Below are 17502 nucleotides of genomic sequence, written 5' to 3' on the forward strand. Positions count from 1 at the left end.
TTTTTAAAATAGGGGTAAAAGTACAACTTATTAAGGAAATCACCATTGGATTTAACTGTATTTTATGAATTTTATTTATTACTTTATTTGTGTAGATATTCTTTCTATATGTGGTAAAAAATATGTACTTTTGTGCGCTTTTCTCCCCTTAGTAAGGAGAGAGACTTCTTAACCCCTCTTTTTATGGACTTTGAAACGGTTATAAGCAATTCGTTTGCTGTCAAATATCTAAAAGAAACTATCGAGAATGATCGTATAGCCCATGCCCAACTATTCTCTGGAGAGGAAGGAGTGGGTACCCTAGCGATGGCCATTGCTTATGCTACAGAACTGTTGAGCAAAACAGGAGATGCTAATACCAAGCTCAAGTGTGAGCACCTCACTCATCCAGACTTACACTTTGCCTATCCCACTGCCACTACCATCAGGGTAAAGGATCACCCTACAAGTTCACTTTTTTTAGAAGAATGGCGTGAGTTTGTTCTTAGAAATCCCTATGGAAGTCTCTTTGACTGGTATCAGTTCATTGGAATTGCCAACAAACAGGGAAAGATAGGAGTGGATGATGCTAAGGAAATCACCTCTAAACTCTCTTTGAAATCCTTCGAGGGCGGGTACAAAGTGATGATTATTTGGATGGCAGAGCTAATGAATACCGAGTGTTCCAATAAGCTCCTAAAACTCTTAGAAGAACCTCCTGCACAGACTATTTTCATTTTGGTAGTAGAGAATGAAAATCTCCTCTTGGACACCATTCTTTCTCGCTGCCAGATCACACGTTTTACCAAATTGGGAGATGAGGTTATCTCCGATGCTCTGATAAAACAAGGTATAGATCCCTCTCAAGCACAGAAAATAGCCATTCGAGCCCAGGGAAACTACAACAAAGCGCTTTCTTTTCTGAATCAGAATAACGACAACCAATTCGAAGATTGGTTTGTTCGCTGGGTACGTATGGCCTACAGTGCTAAAGGAAATACAGAAGTACTTCCTCTCATACTTGCTTGGAGTGAAGAAATAGCCAAAGAAGGACGAGAGACACAAAAACTATTCTTGGAATACTGCTTAGAGGTATTCCGCCAAGCACTCCTTGCCAACTATGGAGTAGAGAGCTTGGTATATATGCAGTTCAATTCCAATTTCAAAATACAGAATTTCGCCCCTTTTGTCCATCAGAACAATATCCAAGCCATTCAGAAGAATATAGAAGAGGCTATCTATCATGTCGGGAGAAATGGAAACTCTAAGCTGATACTTACTGACCTTTCCATCAAGCTCATTCGCCTGATTCACACCAAGGGATAAGGGGGTAAATATATTTCCCCTTGACTTTTCTCTGAAAATATTGTAACTTTGCAGTCCATAAATAAGTGAAAAGTGACGACCGACGACTGACAACTGACAACTAATTTCTGATAACTGACAACTAAAAAAACATCTAAATGTCTGAACGTTATACCATTACGGCAGCTTTGCCTTATACCAATGGACCTATACACATAGGCCATCTTGCAGGTGTGTATGTACCTGCTGATATTTTTGCTCGTTACCAACGATTGAAAAACAATGATGTTGCTTTTATCTGTGGTAGTGATGAACATGGCGTGGCTATCTCCATCAAAGCAAAAAAAGAGGGGACTACTCCTCAAGAGATTATCGACAAATACAACAAAATCATCAAGGATTCTCTCTTTGACTTTGGGATTTCTTTTGATAACTATTCCCGTACTTCCTTACCAATACATTACCAAACAGCTTCAGAGTTCTTCCGCACCCTCTATGACAAAGGAGATTTTATAGAAGAAACCTCTGAGCAACTCTATGACGAGCAAGCGGGGCAATTCTTAGCAGATCGCTTTGTTATAGGTACCTGCCCTAAGTGTGGCAATGAGGAAGCTTATGGAGATCAGTGTGAACGCTGTGGTACATCGCTCAATGCTACCGACCTTATCAATCCTAAGTCCACCCTTACAGGGAGCAAACCTGTACTTAGACAGACCAAACACTGGTTTCTACCCCTACAAGATTATACTGAATTTCTCGAAAAATGGATCATCGAAGGCCACAAAAACGATTGGAAACCCAATGTATATGGTCAGGTGAAAAGTTGGATAGATGATGGGTTACGTCCTCGTGCAGTAACACGTGACTTGGACTGGGGGATTCCTGTTCCTGTAGAGGGAGCTGAAGGAAAGGTACTCTATGTATGGTTTGATGCCCCTATCGGCTATATCTCCTCTACCAAGGAGTGGGCTGCTCGTGAGGGAAAGGATTGGGAACCCTATTGGAAAGATAAGAAAACCAAGCTCATTCACTTTATTGGAAAGGATAATATTGTATTCCATTGTATCATCTTCCCTGCCATGCTCAAGGCAGAAGGTTCCTATATCCTTCCTGAAAATGTGCCTGCTAATGAGTTTCTGAATCTCGAAGGCAACAAACTCTCCACCTCTAAGAATTGGGCTGTATGGCTCAATGAATATTTAGAAGAATTTCCTTCCCAACAGGATACACTGAGATATGTGATCACAGCCAATGCCCCTGAAACTAAGGATAATGACTTCACTTGGAAAGACTTCCAAGCCAGAAACAACAACGAATTGGTAGCTATCTACGGAAACTTTATCAATCGTGTGATGGTACTGACCGATAAGTACTACAAGGGAGTTGTCCCTTCTGTAGGAGAACTTACTCAAGTAGATAGGGAGGTTTTTGCCCAGATCAAAGAACTTATCCAAAAGATAGAACAATCCTTGGAGCGCTATCGTTTCCGTGAAGCCCAACAGGAACTGATGAACATAGCCCGCTTAGGTAATAAGTACTTGGCCGACGAAGAGCCTTGGAAACTTATTAAGGAAGACCCCAAAAGAGTAGAGACTATCATGTACATAGCTTTACATATAGCCACAGCTCTGGCTGTAACTTCTGAACCTTTCTTGCCTTTTACCTCTGAAAAACTCAAGCGCATGCTCAATTTTTCTACTATGGAAAAGGCACCTACTTGGCAGGATATACCTCTTTCGGATCGCTTGATCCCTCAGGGACACACTATAGGTGAGTCTGTCTTGCTCTTTGAAAAAATAGAAGATGAGGCTATAGAGAAGCAAATAGCAAAATTGGAAAAAAGCAAACAGGCCAATAAGCAAGCCATTACAAATGACCATACTACTGTAGTTCCTCAAAAAGAACTTATCTCCTATGAGGATTTCGCTAAGATGGATATTCGTATAGGTACTATCTTGGAGGCCGAGAAAATGCCTAAGGCGGATAAGCTCCTTATTCTAAAAGTAGATACTGGCATCGACCAGCGTACTATCGTCTCTGGAATCGCTCAAAGCTTTGATCCTAAGGAAATTATAGGAAAGAAGGTTACCGTACTTGCCAACCTCGCTCCTCGCAAACTACGTGGTGTGGAAAGTCATGGTATGATTCTTATGGTTGAAAATAGTGCTGGAAAATATGTATTCCTAAACCCTGATGCAGAGGGGATTGCCAATGGAACTGAAGTAAAATAAATTCAAAATAGCATCATGAAACAGCTTACATTACCTTTATTTTTATTAGGAAGTACCCTTGTACTTTCTTGTAAGAATAACACAGAAGAGAAAAAGATCTCTGAGAAGGAGAATACAACCATATCAGTAGAACGCCTGCAAGATTCCATTCAAAAGCTTTCTGACGATTTGGCTGAAGAGCGGTATTTTGATATCTCCTTTAACGAAGATGCGAGATACTTCTTCCATGAAAATGGAATAGATGACCCAAAAGAGTTTGTATTACAGCAACTTATGGCAACCAATATCACCAAGGACGAAAACCACCCCTTGATCTCTTACCGCCCTCGTCGCAACGCTAAGTTCCAAATCAATAAGATAAAACTGCTCAATCACCGATGGGTAATTTGCGACTTTTCGGATGGTTTGGATTGGGGAGAATTGTTACTGAAAATGACTCTTAATGACAACAAAACGCTTTCCTTTGAAGTATTGGATCAAACACTCTATGTAAGCGAACAAAAACCTTAGTATTATGAACATAAAGAATGCACAACTTGCCGTAGATAATTGGATAAAAGAACATGGTGTACGCTACTTCAATGAGTTAACAAATATGGCTCAGCTAACCGAAGAAGTTGGTGAAGTGGCGCGTATTATTGCCCGCCGTTATGGTGAGCAATCTGAGAAAGAAAGTGACAAGGCCAAAGACCTCGGAGAGGAACTTGCCGATGTTGTTTTTGTGGTGCTCTGTTTGGCTAATCAGACAGGGATTGACCTACAAGAGGCCTTTGATAAAAAAATGGAAGCCAAGACTAAGCGTGACCACGACCGACACCAAAACAATCCTAAGTTGAAATAACTCCTTTTTGACACCTATCTATGAAGCAGTTTTTCCTCTACCTATTACTTTTCTTTGTAGGCAACTCTCTCTATAGCCAAGAAAAAATCCGTTCGCTTACAGATCTCAAGGGCAAGGACCTCAAAGTAGGTTTAGTCCTTAGTGGCGGTGGTGCTAAGGGGCTGGCTCACATAGCTGCCTTGGAAGCAATTGAACAGGCAGGGGTAAAGATTGACTATATAGGAGGTACCAGTATGGGGGCTATCATTGGGGGGTTATATGCTGCGGGATATACCTCTCATCAGTTGGATTCTATCTTCCATTCAGTAGACTTTGAACGCATCATTCAGGACAATGTTCCCCGCTCAGCACAGAATTTTTACGAAAAGGAAAACCGAGATCGGTATATGATTTCTTTAGCTTTGCGCGATGGTAAGTTTGGTCTCCCTGCGGGACTCTCTCAGGGAGTGAATCTCTATAATTTCCTTAGCCAACTCACCTTTGGAGTCAGAAAGATTGATGATTTCTCCAAGCTGCCTATTCCCTTTCTCTGTATGGCTACCGATGTAGAGACCGGAGAGGAGGTTATCCTCGAACATGGGGATCTGGCACAAGCAATCATGGCCAGTGGCTCCTTCCCTACCCTGTTTGCTCCAGTAGAGATGGAAGGACGCTTTCTTACCGATGGGGGGGTGATGAACAATTACCCTATAGACGAAGTAAGGGCTAAGGGAATGGATATCATCATCGGGGTAGATGTACAATCTCCCCTAAAAACACGCAAGGACTTACGCTCTGCCAATAGTGTCTTATTGCAAATTACAAGCTATAAGATAGCCAATGATATGAAGGAAAAGCGGGAGAAAACGGACATCTATATTCATCCGGATATGAGCAACTACAATGTCATCTCCTTTGCTGAAGGACAAGCTATTATTGATTCCGGACGGGTAGCTACCAAAAAAGTATTCCCTCACCTACAATGGCTTGGGGACTTCCTTAAAAAAGAGGAAAAGCCTTTGCCTAAGATAAAAGTACATGATTCACTGCATATTGGCAACATAAGTTTTTCTGGTAACAAACACTATTCAGATGCCTATCTCCGTGGAAAATTAGGATTCCAATGGGGGGAAAAGATCTCTTTCAAAAATCTCAGAGATGGAGTGCAAAACATCATGGCCACTCAGAACTTTAAGAATATCAACTACCACATCTGTTCCATGGAGGAAGGGGAAGAATTACGGTTCAACATAGAAGAAGCCCCCGCACAGACTTGGCTGAAGATGGCTGTTCACTACGACAATCTATACAAAACAGGAGTGTTGCTCAATGTAAGCCGCTCCAGCCTCTTACAGAAAGACGACTTGTTCTCCTTTGATTTTATCGCAGGAGACAATATACGATACAAGCTAGATTATTATGTAGATAAGGGGTTCTATACCAGTTATGGTTTTCAAAGTCGGTATGATCGTTTCCGTCGAGACATTGCCTTCACTGGGTTTTCCCTCAACACAGGAGATACCAATATAGCACTCACCAGGCTCAAGAACCAATTCTATATACAATCCATCTTCCTTAGACAAAAATTTCTTGTAGGAATAGGCGGGGAACACGAATTGTATAATATAAAGCTACAACCTGATAACTTCAACGGTCAAGTGAACTACTACTCTGCTTTTGGATACCTAAGATATGACTCCCTGGATGATGCTCATTTCCCAACAGAAGGAATATACTTCAATGCCACAGGACACTGGTACTTACATTCTCAAGGATATGGAGAAAGAATCAACCCCCTCTTTTTAGCTAAAGCAGATTTAGGTGGTGCTTGGAGATTTTCAGAAAGACTTTCTGCTAAGGCTATTTTCTCTGGCGGATTTCATTTAGGGCTTCCCAATGCACCCTTTCTTCAGTATGTGTTTGGAGGACAAGGAGATAACCTATTCGGCAACTTACTTCCTTTCTATGGATATGATTACCTCAGTTTTGGGAATTATGACTTTCTCAAGGGGGAAATGACCCTAAGCTATCGTTTCTATAAGCGAAACTACATAAAAGCCATTGCCAATATAGCCAATGCCGAAGATAACATGTTTACTGAAAACAAATGGTTTTCTAGGCCTAAGTATACAGGATATGCCTTAGGGTTGAGTTCGGATACTATCATAGGCCCTATTGAGATCAAAGCCACTTACTCGCCCGAGACGAATAAGTTTCTTTGGCTTTTTAACATTGGTTTTTGGTTCTAATTTTCAAGTAGTTTTTGGATAATTGCCCCTGCCATATGTATACCAAAAAGGGCAGGCATATAGCTCATAGTCCCATAGTAAGAACGCTTGAAATTGGCACCATCGGTAAGTTCCATCATATCTTTGGCAGGCAATTCCAAGGAAAAGACAGCCTTGAACTTAGGATTAATTTTTTCCTTTTTGAGACGTTTGCGTATATGTCGAGCTAAAGGACAGTCTCTTGTTTTGGAAATATCAGCTACTTTTACCTTGGTAGGATCCAGTATGCCCCCTGCTCCCATACTACTGATAACCCTCATACGGTTGTCATGGCAGGCTCTTAGTAGGTTTAGCTTAGGGGTTATACTATCTATGCAATCAGCCACGTAGGAAAAAGTCTGCTCACTGACCAATTGATAGGCCATCTCAGGGGTGAGGAATTCATTGATAATAGTAAGTTTTAAGTCTTTATTGATGTCCTTAAGGCGTTCACCCATGAGTTGCGCTTTGCTTTTACCCATAGTAGAATCAAGGGCAACGAGTTGTCGGTTTTTATTGGTTGTATCCACCACATCTCCATCTACAATAGTTAGTTCTCCTACCCCAGCACGAGCTAAGAATTCTGCTACAAAGGCACCTACTCCTCCCAATCCTACCACAAGGACATGTGATTGCTCCAGCTTATGTATTCCTTCGTCCTTAATTACTAATCTTGTTCTTTCTCTCCACATGGTATTTAATGATTAATGTTCAATGATTAATGATAATAATCCAAATATTTATGCTATAGGCGAATTTTCTGACATATTCAATGATTCCAACTCGCAGACTTCACCCCTATACAATACTTTTCTGTCTTCATTTTTCATTCTTCACCGAATTTTGGCGGGCAAAGATACAATCTTTTTGTTAAAAGACAAAGTAAAAAACACCTTAACTCAAAATATTTCTCTAAGCCATTGTATTTCTTATTATTTTTCCCTACTTTTGCCCCTAAAAACATATACCATGAGAGTAATACATTTCTACAAATATCAAGGCACTGGCAATGATTTTATCTTAATTGACAATCGACTCAATACCTTTCCTAAAGAGGATACCAAGCTTGTAGCTCAACTATGTGAGCGCCGCTTTGGGGTAGGAGGCGATGGACTTATCCTTTTAGAGGATGACCCTGAGCATGACTTTTCGATGATATATTACAATTCCGATGGGAACCCAAGTTCCATGTGTGGTAATGGAGGGAGATGTATTGTAGCCTTTGCCCAAAAATTAGGCGTTATCCAAAAAGAAGAAACTACCTTCTCTGCCCCAGATGGACTGCACAAAGCACTTTTCAAAAACAACCTTATCCACCTACAAATGCAGGATGTAAGCCATATTGAAAAAGTAAAAAAAGGACTATTCCTCAATACTGGCTCTCCTCATTATGTAGAAGTAGTAAAAAACTTGGATAGCATGGATGTCAAGAAAAAAGGAGCAGAAATACGCTATGGAGTCCCCTTCAATATAGAAGGTGTCAATGTTAATTTTGTAGAGCCTATCGACGAAAATCATTTTAAGGTACGCACCTATGAGCGTGGCGTGGAGGATGAAACCTATTCCTGTGGCACCGGTGCTACTGCCACCGCTATTGCTATGTACAAAGGAGGGAAAACCAAGGCTGAGTACATCATCCTAGAAACCAAAGGAGGAAACTTAGAAGTTACTTTCGAAGTAAAAAAAGAATTTCTTGGACTAAAAATAAAAGAGTATACCAATGTATGGCTCATCGGAGAAGCGAACTTTGTTTTTGAAGGAACGATAACTGTATAGTTTTATGGTACGATTACGCGCTTTGGAGAAAACTGATTTGGATTTCCTTTACCAGTTAGAGAACGATCAGAGCCTATGGGAGGTGAGTGAGACACAAGCTCCTTTTTCCCATGAGACCCTCAGAAGCTACCTCGAAAATGCCCATCTGGATATATATGAGGCACGACAACTGCGTTTTGTCATTACGTACAAGGACAAAGCAGTAGGATGTATTGACCTATATGATTATAACCCGAAGAACAACCGGGCTTCTATAGGCATTGCTCTTATGGATTCTTTCAGGGGAAAAGGCATTGCCCATAGTGCCTTGCAACAATTGTGTAATTATGCTTTTTCTTACCTGAATATACATCAGTTGATAGCCTATATACCTCAGGACAATCTCCCTAGCCAAAAGCTTTTCAAAAACATAGGTTTTTTATGTATAGCCACTCTCAAGGATTGGTTGTTCTTCGAAGGAAAATACAAAAATGTGCTCATGTATCAGTACTTAAAAACTTAACCATAAGAGGTCTGTTAAGAAAAAATATACTTTATTGCACCACAATTCGTATTTTTTTCGTAACTTGCGCCTCTATTTCATAGGCTCTTTTTATAGAGCCATTAAACTTGGATTCTTATGACAAAAATTACAGCTGCTATAACAGGTGTAGGAGGATATGTACCTGATTTTGTGCTATCTAATAGTTTATTAGAGCAAATGGTTGATACTACTGATGAGTGGATTACCACTCGTACAGGTATCAAGGAAAGACGTATTTTAAAGGAAGAAGGCAAGGGGGCTTCATTCTTAGGAAAGAAAGCCGTGGAGGATTTGTTCAGAAAAACAGGAACCAATCCAGCTGATATTGATTTGGTAATTTTCGCCAGTGTGACCCCCGATATGCCTGTGGCCATCTCTGGTGCTTACTTGGCTACCGAAATAGGTGCTGTCAACGCCTTTGCTATTGACCTTCAAGCAGCTTGCTCCAGTTTCCTATATGGAATGTCGGTAGCTGCCCGATACATTGAGTCTGGAAGATACAAAAAGGTACTCTTGGTAGGTGCTGACAAAATGTCCTCTATCATTGATTATACAGACCGAGCCACTTGTATCATTTTTGGAGATGGAGCAGGAGCAGTACTCTTTGAACCTAATTACGAAGGATTAGGAGTACAGGACGAGTACTTACGCAGTGATGGTACAGGGCGTGAATACTTGAAAATAGAAGCAGGAGGCTCTATACTTCCCACTACTATAGAGACTCTACAAGAGGGTAAAAACAACCTCTACCAAGATGGTAAAACTGTCTTCAAATATGCAGTATCTCGTATGGCTGATGTGACTGATATCATCCTTGAGCGCAACCACCTGAATGCTGAAAACTTAAATTGGTTGGTTCCTCACCAAGCCAACAAACGTATTATTGATGCGACTGCTGATCGTATGGGACTTACTCATGACAAAGTAATGGTCAATATCCAACACTATGGAAATACCACTTCGGCAACTCTTCCTTTGGCTTTGTATGATTACGAAAAGCAGCTCAGAAAGGGCGACAATATCATCTTTGTTGCTTTCGGAGGAGGATTCACTTGGGGAGCTTTGTACCTCAAATGGGCATATAACCCCATACAATAACCTTTAGATTCTGGCAAAAAAGATAGAATTTGTTTAGGAAAATAGAAAGTGATTCCTATATAAAATAATTTTAGTATCTTTGCGCAGAATTATTTCACCTTTTATTAACTTATTAGATAATGTTTAACTCATTGAAAATATAATTATTTGCTATGGATTTAAGAGACATTCAGAATCTGATCAGATTCGTTGCCAAGTCAGGTGCCAGTGAAGTAAAATTAGAAATGGAAGATATCAAAATCACCATTAAAACCTCTGGAGAGGAAGGACGCCCTGAGACTGTTTTTGTTCAACAACCTTATGTAGCACAAGGACTTCCACCACAAGTACCTGTAGCTCCAATACCTCCTATGCCTGTGAGTGATCCTGCCAACATAGTGGCTACCAAAGAACATGATGATGAAGAAAACGGTAAGTATATCACCATCAAATCCCCTATTATTGGTACTTTCTACCGAAGACAAGCGCCTAACAAACCCTTATTTGTAGAGGTAGGTGATAATATCGTACAAGGACAAACCCTTTGCGTGATTGAGGCCATGAAGCTATTCAATGAAATAGAATCCGAAGTATCTGGTAAGATCGTCAAAGTATTGGTGGACGATGCTTCCCCTGTGGAGTATGACCAACCTCTCTTCTTGGTAGATCCTTCCTAAGATGTTGTGCTAACAAACACTTCCTTAAGAGAAACAACTTAACTAACATTATATACTATATTGTATAGTATGACCTAAATAGTAAAGAAATGTTTAAAAAAATATTGATTGCTAATCGTGGTGAAATTGCTCTTAGAGTGATTCGTACCTGTAGAGAAATGGGAATAAAGATCGTTGCGGTATATTCCACAGCGGATGCCGATAGCCTACATGTACGCTTTGCCGACGAGGCTGTATGTATAGGCCCCGCTCCTAGCAAAGATTCCTACCTAAAAATAACAAATATTATCGCAGCAGCGGAAATCACCAATGCTGATGCCATCCACCCTGGTTATGGTTTCCTTTCAGAAAACGCTAAATTTTCTAAAATATGCGCAGAGAATGGAATCAAATTCATTGGGGCTTCTGCAGAAATGATTGACAAAATGGGAGACAAGGCAACAGCCAAAGCTACCATGAAAGCGGCTGGAGTACCTACCATTCCTGGCTCTGACGGGCTACTGAAGGACATTGCTGAAGCTAAGAAAATAGCTAAAAAAATGGGCTATCCTGTAATGCTCAAAGCCACTGCCGGAGGTGGAGGAAAAGGAATGCGTGCTGTATGGAAAGAAGAAGATCTTGAAAAAGCGTTCGAGAGTGCTACTCAGGAGGCTGCTGCAGCTTTCGGTAATGATGGTATGTATATGGAAAAACTCATAGAAGAGCCTCGCCATATCGAAATCCAAATCGTAGGTGACCAATATGGAAAAGCTTGCCACCTTTCCGAACGAGATTGCTCTGTACAACGCCGTCACCAAAAACTCACAGAGGAGACTCCTTCGCCTTTTATGACCGATGAACTTCGTGCCAAAATGGGGGAAGCAGCTGTAAAGGCAGCTGAATCCATCAAATATGAGGGTGCTGGTACTGTAGAATTCTTGGTAGACAAGCACCGCAACTTCTACTTTATGGAAATGAATACACGTATCCAAGTAGAACACCCTATTACCGAACAGGTAATTGATTATGATCTTATCAAAGAGCAAATCTTAGTGGCTGCTGGAGTACCTATCTCCGGACGCAACTATACTCCAAAACTACATGCTATTGAGTGCCGTATCAATGCGGAAGATCCATTCAACGATTTCCGTCCTTCCCCTGGTCGTATCACTGCTTTCCATGCTCCAGGTGGCTTCGGGGTACGTCTTGATACCCATGTGTATGCGGGTTATACAATCCCACCTAACTATGATTCCATGATCGCCAAACTTATCGTTACTGCTCAGACCCGTGAGGAAGCAATTGCTAAGATGAAGCGCGCCTTGGACGAATTTGTAGTAGAAGGTATCAAAACAACTATTCCTTTCCACAAACAACTTATGGAAAATCCTGACTATATAGCAGGAAACTACACTACCAAATTCATGGAAGATTTCGTCCTCCAACCTAAAGAGGAAGACGAATAGTATTATCTCTTAGAATATACAACTATGTCTGTTGAAAAAATAAAATGCTTAATTATAGGCTCTGGCCCAGCTGGCTATACTGCAGCTATCTATGCTTCTAGAGCCAACCTTTCTCCTGTCCTTTACCAAGGGGAACAACCAGGAGGACAACTTACTACTACCAATGAGGTAGAAAACTTCCCTGGCTACCCTGAAGGAATTACAGGAACTGAGATGATGATGCAGTTTGAACAACAAGCCCGCCGCTTTGAGGCTGATATTCGTTCTGGCTGGGTTACCAAAGTAGATTTCTCTGCCAAACCCCTCAAAGTATGGGTGGAGGATAAGGAAATTCATGCCGATAGTATCATCATTAGTACAGGAGCTTCGGTCAAGTATCTCGGACTACCTTCCGAACAACATTATTTGCGAACAGGAGGAGGGGTATCTACCTGCGCCGTATGCGATGGCTTCTTTTACAGAAACCAAGAGGTGGCTATCGTAGGAGCAGGAGACTCTGCTTGTGAAGAAGCGCTCTACCTTTCCAAAATCTGTAAGAAGGTAACCATGATTGTACGCCGTGATGCTTTCCGTGCCTCCAAGATTATGGAAGAACGTGTAAGAAAAGTGGAAAATATTACTATTTTGTTCAATACAGAAACCGAGGAGATCCTCGGTGATGGACAAGTGGTTTCTGCTATCAGAGTACGTAACAACAAGACTCAAGAACTTTCCGAATTTCCTATCACAGGCTTCTTCGTAGCTATCGGTCATAAGCCTAATACGGATATTTTCGCTCCTTACCTCTCTTTGGATAAGGAAGGATATATTGAGAATGTACCAGGCTCCAGCCGTACCAATGTAGAAGGGGTATTTGTAGCGGGTGATGCTGCTGACAAGCACTACCGACAAGCTATTGTTGCTGCAGGAAGTGGTGCTATAGCTGCTATGGATGCTGAACGTTATTTAGCTTCTTTAGAACATTAATATTAATCTATTACTTATGGAGGTACATATCAGCCCTTCTTGGAAATCGTTATTAAGCGAAGAATTTGAAAAACCTTATTTCAAATCCCTAACCGATTTTGTCAAAAAAGAATACAAAGAGCACACTTGCTATCCAAAAGGGAAAGATATCTTTGCCGCCTTCGACCAATGCCCTATAGATAAGCTAAAAGTAGTACTCTTAGGACAAGACCCCTACCACGGAGAAGGACAAGCCAATGGCTTATCCTTCTCTGTCAATGAAGGAATTGCCCACCCTCCTTCCTTAGTGAATATTTTTAAGGAAATCCAAGAGGATATAAATGTACCTTATCCTGAGAGTGGTAATCTCTCTCGCTGGGCACAACAAGGAGTACTTCTGCTTAATGCCACTCTTACAGTACGCGCCAACCAGGCCGGTAGCCATCAGCATCAGGGATGGGAAACTTTTACCGACACTGTCATCAAGCTTGTCTCTGACAACTGCCAAGGGGTTGTCTTTCTTCTCTGGGGTGGTTTCGCCAAAAAGAAAACTTCCTTGATTGACACTAAAAAACATTGTGTACTCACCTCTGGACACCCCTCTCCCCTTAGTGCTAACCGAGGTTATTGGTTCGGGAACAAACACTTTAGTCAGGCCAATGCATACCTCTCCTCAGTAGGCAAAGAAATCATTGATTGGAAATAAAAACTGACATTTTGTCACAATTTTAGATTTGGCATAGTCCTTGAAGATAGGTAAAGCGTACTAATTAAGATAAAAAAGATCAATACGATTATGAGTAAAATTATTGGAATAGACTTAGGAACCACCAACTCGTGTGTTTCCGTAATGGAAGGTAATGACCCTGTAGTTATTACCAATGCCGAAGGCAAGCGTACTACTCCTTCCGTAGTTGCCTTCGTAGATGGAGGGGAAATAAAGGTAGGAGATGCCGCTAAGCGACAAGCTGTTACCAACCCTAAAAAGACTATTTATTCTATCAAACGATTCATGGGGAATAAATTCTCTGATTTAGGAAAAGAAATAGCTCGTGTACCCTACGCTGTAGTTCAAGGGGATAACGACACTCCTCGTGTGGATATTGATGGTCGTCTATATTCTCCTCAAGAAATCTCTGCGATGATTCTTCAGAAAATGAAAAAGACTGCTGAGGACTTCTTGGGACAACCTGTAAGCCGTGCCGTAATCACTGTGCCTGCTTACTTCAACGATGCACAGCGCCAAGCTACCAAAGAAGCGGGTGAAATCGCTGGATTGAAGGTAGAACGTATCATCAATGAACCTACTGCTGCTGCTCTTGCTTACGGGCTTGACAAGCAACACAATGATCATAAGATTGTAGTATTCGACTTCGGGGGCGGTACACACGATGTCTCTATCCTTGAATTGGGAGATGGGGTTTTTGAAGTACTTTCTACTGACGGGGATACCCACCTTGGAGGAGACGATGTAGATGAAAAAATCATCAACTGGCTTGCTGAAGAATTCGAAAAAGAAGAAGGTCTTGACCTCCGCAAAGACCCTATGGCACTACAGCGACTCAAAGAAGCTGCTGAAAAAGCTAAAATAGAACTTTCTTCTTCTATGCAGACAGAGATTAACCTTCCTTATATCACTGCTACTGCTACAGGACCTAAGCACTTGGTACGTACTCTTACCCGTGCTAAGTTCGAACAGCTTATTGAAGATTTGGTAGCTCGTACTATCGAACCTTGTAAGAAAGCGCTTGAGAATGCAGGTCTTCAAGTAAGTGACATCAATGAGGTAATCCTTGTAGGAGGTTCTACTCGTATCCCTGCTGTACAGGAAGCTGTAGAGAAGTTCTTTGGAAAGAAACCTAATAAGAGTGTAAATCCTGATGAGGTAGTAGCTATCGGTGCAGCTATCCAAGGTGGAGTACTTACTGGAGATGTAAAAGATGTATTGCTCCTTGACGTAACTCCGCTTTCCCTTGGTATCGAAACTATGGGTGGGGTGATGACTAAACTCATCGAAGCCAATACAACTATCCCTGCTAAGAAATCTCAGATATTCTCCACTGCCGCTGATAACCAGCCAAGTGTAGAAATACATGTACTACAAGGGGAAAGACCTATGGCTGCGGACAATAAGACTATCGGACGCTTCCACTTGGATGGTATCCCACCTGCACCACGTGGTGTGCCTCAGATCGAAGTAACTTTCGATATCGACGCCAATGGTATCATCAATGTATCTGCTACAGACAAAGGAACAGGCAAAACTCATGATATTCGTATCGAAGCTTCTTCTGGACTTACCCAAGAAGAAATCGAAAGAATGAAACGAGACGCTGAAGCCAATGCCGAAGCTGATAAAAAAGCACAAGAAGTAGCTACTAAAATGAATGAAGCTGATGCGCTTATCTTCCAAACTGAAAAACAATTGAAGGATTTCGGTGATAAGATCCCAACTGATAAGAAAAGTGCTATCGAAAGTGCTTTAGAAGAACTCAAAGGTGCTTACGAAAGTAAAGACATTGCCGCTATCAATGTAGCTTTAGAAAAAATCAATGAAGCATGGAAAAAAGCTTCTGAAGATATCTACAAAGCACAACAAGAAGGCGGTGCTGCAGGAGGTCACTCCTCTTATGAAGCACAAGACCAACAGCCTAACAATGGCGGTGGCGACAACAATGTTCAAGATGTAGATTTTGAAGAAGTAAAATAAGCGTTGATTAGCAACGATTAGTAAATATTAAAAACTACTATAAACACTTGGTTTATAGTAGTTTTTTTTAAATTAACGAGTAATATTTGTTTTTCTCATTTTTAAAATTATTATTAGATGAGGTATTATATTATTTTTAAACTAATCAAATAATTCAACTTGTTAATTGAATTATTTATTGTATCTTTGTCCAAAGTTCCCAAATTTTAGTGCCTTTTTCTAAATCACAAAACACTGATTTTTGGAAGCTTTTACTTTATTGAGAAAGTTTAAACAACTTCATGTATGAATCCAGAAACCAATCGTATAGAATACAAACAAGAACTTATAGATGATTTGGAGAAAGAGGTAGTCGCTTTTCTGAATTATCAAGAAGGAGGAATAATTTATATTGGAATTGACAAGAAAGGAAAGGCTGTGGGTGTTTCAGACATTGATGGGGATATGCTTAAAATCAAAGACCGACTAAAAAATAATATTATGCCTTCTTGTATGGGTTTGTTTGATGTATCTGCAGAAACTATAGATTCAAAAAATGTAATTAAAATCACATTGGCAAGTGGTACTGAAAAACCTTACTATATCAAGAAACTTGGGATGTCGGAAAAAGGTACATTTATTCGTATTGGAACAGCTGCCGAGCCAATGCCCATAAAAATGATAGAATCTCTGTTTGCCAAACGCACTCGTAACTCTATAGGCAAAATCAAGTCTCCAAACCAAAATCTTACTTTTGAGCAACTCAAAATATATTATGAAAGCTCAGAAAAGATGTTAAATCAGCAGTTCACATCTAATTTGGAACTTCTTACAGAAGAGGGGTTGTACAATTATGTAGCATATCTATTAGCCGATACTAATGGAATATCTGTAAAAGTTGCAAAATATGATGGTTTGGATCGTGTTGACTTGATCGAAAACAACGAGTATGGGTATTGTTCATTGATAAAAGCAACCAAGCAGGTATTGGATAAGATAGGAGTAGAAAATAAGACATTAGCAAAAATCACACCCAAAGAACGAAAGGAAACCAAATTATGGAATCCCGTTGCCTTGCGTGAGGCTGTAATTAATGCTATTGTTCATAACGATTATACCTCTGAAATACCTCCCAAATTTGAGTTCTTTGATGATAGAATTGAGATTACCTCATTTGGTAGTTTGCCACAAGGCATGACAGAGAAGGAATTTTTTGAAGGCTATTCGGTACCACGCAATAAAGAGCTGATGCGTGTATTTAGAGATTTGGATTTAGTAGAACATTTGGGGTCAGGAGTCCCTCGTATTCTAAGAAGCTATGGAAAAGAATGTTTCAAGTTTACAGAGAACTTTTTACGAATGATATTTCCCGCTACCGAGCAAGTCACCGCGCAAGTTACCGCGCAGGATACCGCGCAGGATACCGCGCAAGTTACCGCGCAAGTCAAAGAATTGATTGAAATACTATCCAAAGAGATGGATAGACAAGAAATACAAGATATGTTAGGACTTTCTCATAGGGAAAACTTTCGATTAAAATATTTAAAACCTGCATTGGAACAAGGATTTATAGAAATGACTATTCCCGAGAGACCTAGTAGTAAGTTACAAAAATATCGACTAACCATCTTGGGCAAACAATTGAAAGACAAACTATAACCTTTGATAGAAGCAGTAACTACCCAAGAAAGTGCTACTAAGTCAAGTAAGCAAATCACAACCTAATTTGCATCATAAAATATCAAGTAATTGATTTTCAATGATCTTT

General features: G+C 40.6%; 15 protein-coding genes. 14 read left to right on the plus strand and 1 reads right to left on the minus strand.

The window, feature by feature from the left end; translation table 11 throughout:
* Nucleotides 1–183 precede the first annotated feature (183 nt).
* The 5 genes from CAPGI0001_RS10345 (at nt 184) to CAPGI0001_RS10365 (ending at nt 6584) form a co-directional block, all read left to right on the plus strand.
* Nucleotides 184–1305, plus strand: a complete 1122-nt coding sequence (locus tag CAPGI0001_RS10345; RefSeq protein WP_050769247.1) for a DNA polymerase III subunit — start codon at nt 184–186, stop codon at nt 1303–1305.
* Nucleotides 1306–1442: 137 nt separating this feature from the next.
* Nucleotides 1443–3515 (plus strand): methionine--tRNA ligase, encoded by a 2073-nt coding sequence (gene metG / locus CAPGI0001_RS10350; RefSeq protein ID WP_002669665.1) that lies wholly within the window; start codon nt 1443–1445, stop codon nt 3513–3515.
* A gap of 15 nt (nt 3516–3530) precedes the next feature.
* Nucleotides 3531–4025, plus strand: coding sequence for a hypothetical protein (locus CAPGI0001_RS10355; RefSeq protein WP_002669670.1), 495 nt, complete (start codon nt 3531–3533; stop codon nt 4023–4025).
* Nucleotides 4026–4029: 4 nt separating this feature from the next.
* Nucleotides 4030–4356, plus strand: coding sequence for a nucleotide pyrophosphohydrolase (locus CAPGI0001_RS10360; RefSeq protein WP_002669672.1), 327 nt, complete (start codon nt 4030–4032; stop codon nt 4354–4356).
* Nucleotides 4357–4376: 20 nt separating this feature from the next.
* A complete protein-coding gene (locus tag CAPGI0001_RS10365; RefSeq protein ID WP_002669648.1) occupies nt 4377–6584 on the plus strand; it encodes a patatin-like phospholipase family protein in 2208 nt (735 codons plus the stop codon).
* On the opposite strand, the gene CAPGI0001_RS10370 is transcribed toward CAPGI0001_RS10365, so the two are convergent.
* Nucleotides 6581–7294 (minus strand): tRNA threonylcarbamoyladenosine dehydratase, encoded by a 714-nt coding sequence (locus CAPGI0001_RS10370; protein ID WP_002669660.1) that lies wholly within the window; start codon nt 7292–7294, stop codon nt 6581–6583. The two genes, CAPGI0001_RS10365 and CAPGI0001_RS10370, sit on opposite strands and share 4 nt — an antisense overlap.
* Nucleotides 7295–7571: 277 nt before the next feature.
* Here CAPGI0001_RS10370 and dapF point away from each other — a divergent pair, with 277 nt between their 5' ends.
* The 9 genes from dapF to CAPGI0001_RS10415 all read left to right on the plus strand — a co-directional run bounded on the left by dapF (nt 7572) and on the right by CAPGI0001_RS10415 (nt 17393).
* A complete protein-coding gene (dapF, locus tag CAPGI0001_RS10375) occupies nt 7572–8378 on the plus strand; it encodes a diaminopimelate epimerase (RefSeq protein WP_040360255.1) in 807 nt (268 codons plus the stop codon).
* A gap of 4 nt (nt 8379–8382) precedes the next feature.
* Nucleotides 8383–8880: a GNAT family N-acetyltransferase gene (locus tag CAPGI0001_RS10380; RefSeq protein ID WP_002669661.1), complete on the plus strand. Its 498-nt coding sequence runs from the start codon at nt 8383–8385 to the stop codon at nt 8878–8880.
* 117 nt (nt 8881–8997) lie between these two features.
* Nucleotides 8998–9999, plus strand: a complete 1002-nt coding sequence (locus CAPGI0001_RS10385; protein WP_002669693.1) for a beta-ketoacyl-ACP synthase III — start codon at nt 8998–9000, stop codon at nt 9997–9999.
* A 152-nt stretch (nt 10000–10151) separates the two neighbouring features.
* Nucleotides 10152–10655, plus strand: coding sequence for an acetyl-CoA carboxylase biotin carboxyl carrier protein (gene accB, locus CAPGI0001_RS10390; protein ID WP_002669679.1), 504 nt, complete (start codon nt 10152–10154; stop codon nt 10653–10655).
* A gap of 89 nt (nt 10656–10744) precedes the next feature.
* Nucleotides 10745–12100 carry an acetyl-CoA carboxylase biotin carboxylase subunit gene (gene accC, locus CAPGI0001_RS10395; RefSeq protein ID WP_002669633.1) on the plus strand — a complete coding sequence of 452 codons (1356 nt, stop codon included), beginning with the start codon at nt 10745–10747 and terminating at the stop codon, nt 12098–12100.
* A gap of 24 nt (nt 12101–12124) precedes the next feature.
* Nucleotides 12125–13066, plus strand: coding sequence for a thioredoxin-disulfide reductase (gene trxB, locus CAPGI0001_RS10400; RefSeq protein WP_002669666.1), 942 nt, complete (start codon nt 12125–12127; stop codon nt 13064–13066).
* A gap of 16 nt (nt 13067–13082) precedes the next feature.
* The gene (ung, locus tag CAPGI0001_RS10405; protein WP_002669658.1) at nt 13083–13751 is read left to right on the plus strand and encodes a uracil-DNA glycosylase; all 669 of its coding nucleotides are present in this window, start codon (nt 13083–13085) and stop codon (nt 13749–13751) included.
* Between the two features lie 90 nt (nt 13752–13841).
* Nucleotides 13842–15755, plus strand: coding sequence for a molecular chaperone DnaK (gene dnaK / locus CAPGI0001_RS10410; protein ID WP_002669629.1), 1914 nt, complete (start codon nt 13842–13844; stop codon nt 15753–15755).
* 285 nt (nt 15756–16040) lie between these two features.
* A complete protein-coding gene (locus tag CAPGI0001_RS10415) occupies nt 16041–17393 on the plus strand; it encodes a Fic family protein (RefSeq protein ID WP_002669678.1) in 1353 nt (450 codons plus the stop codon).
* The last annotated feature ends 109 nt before the right edge of the window (nt 17394–17502 follow it).

Source organism: Capnocytophaga gingivalis ATCC 33624 (assembly GCF_000174755.1).
GTDB classification, from domain to species: domain Bacteria; phylum Bacteroidota; class Bacteroidia; order Flavobacteriales; family Flavobacteriaceae; genus Capnocytophaga; species Capnocytophaga gingivalis.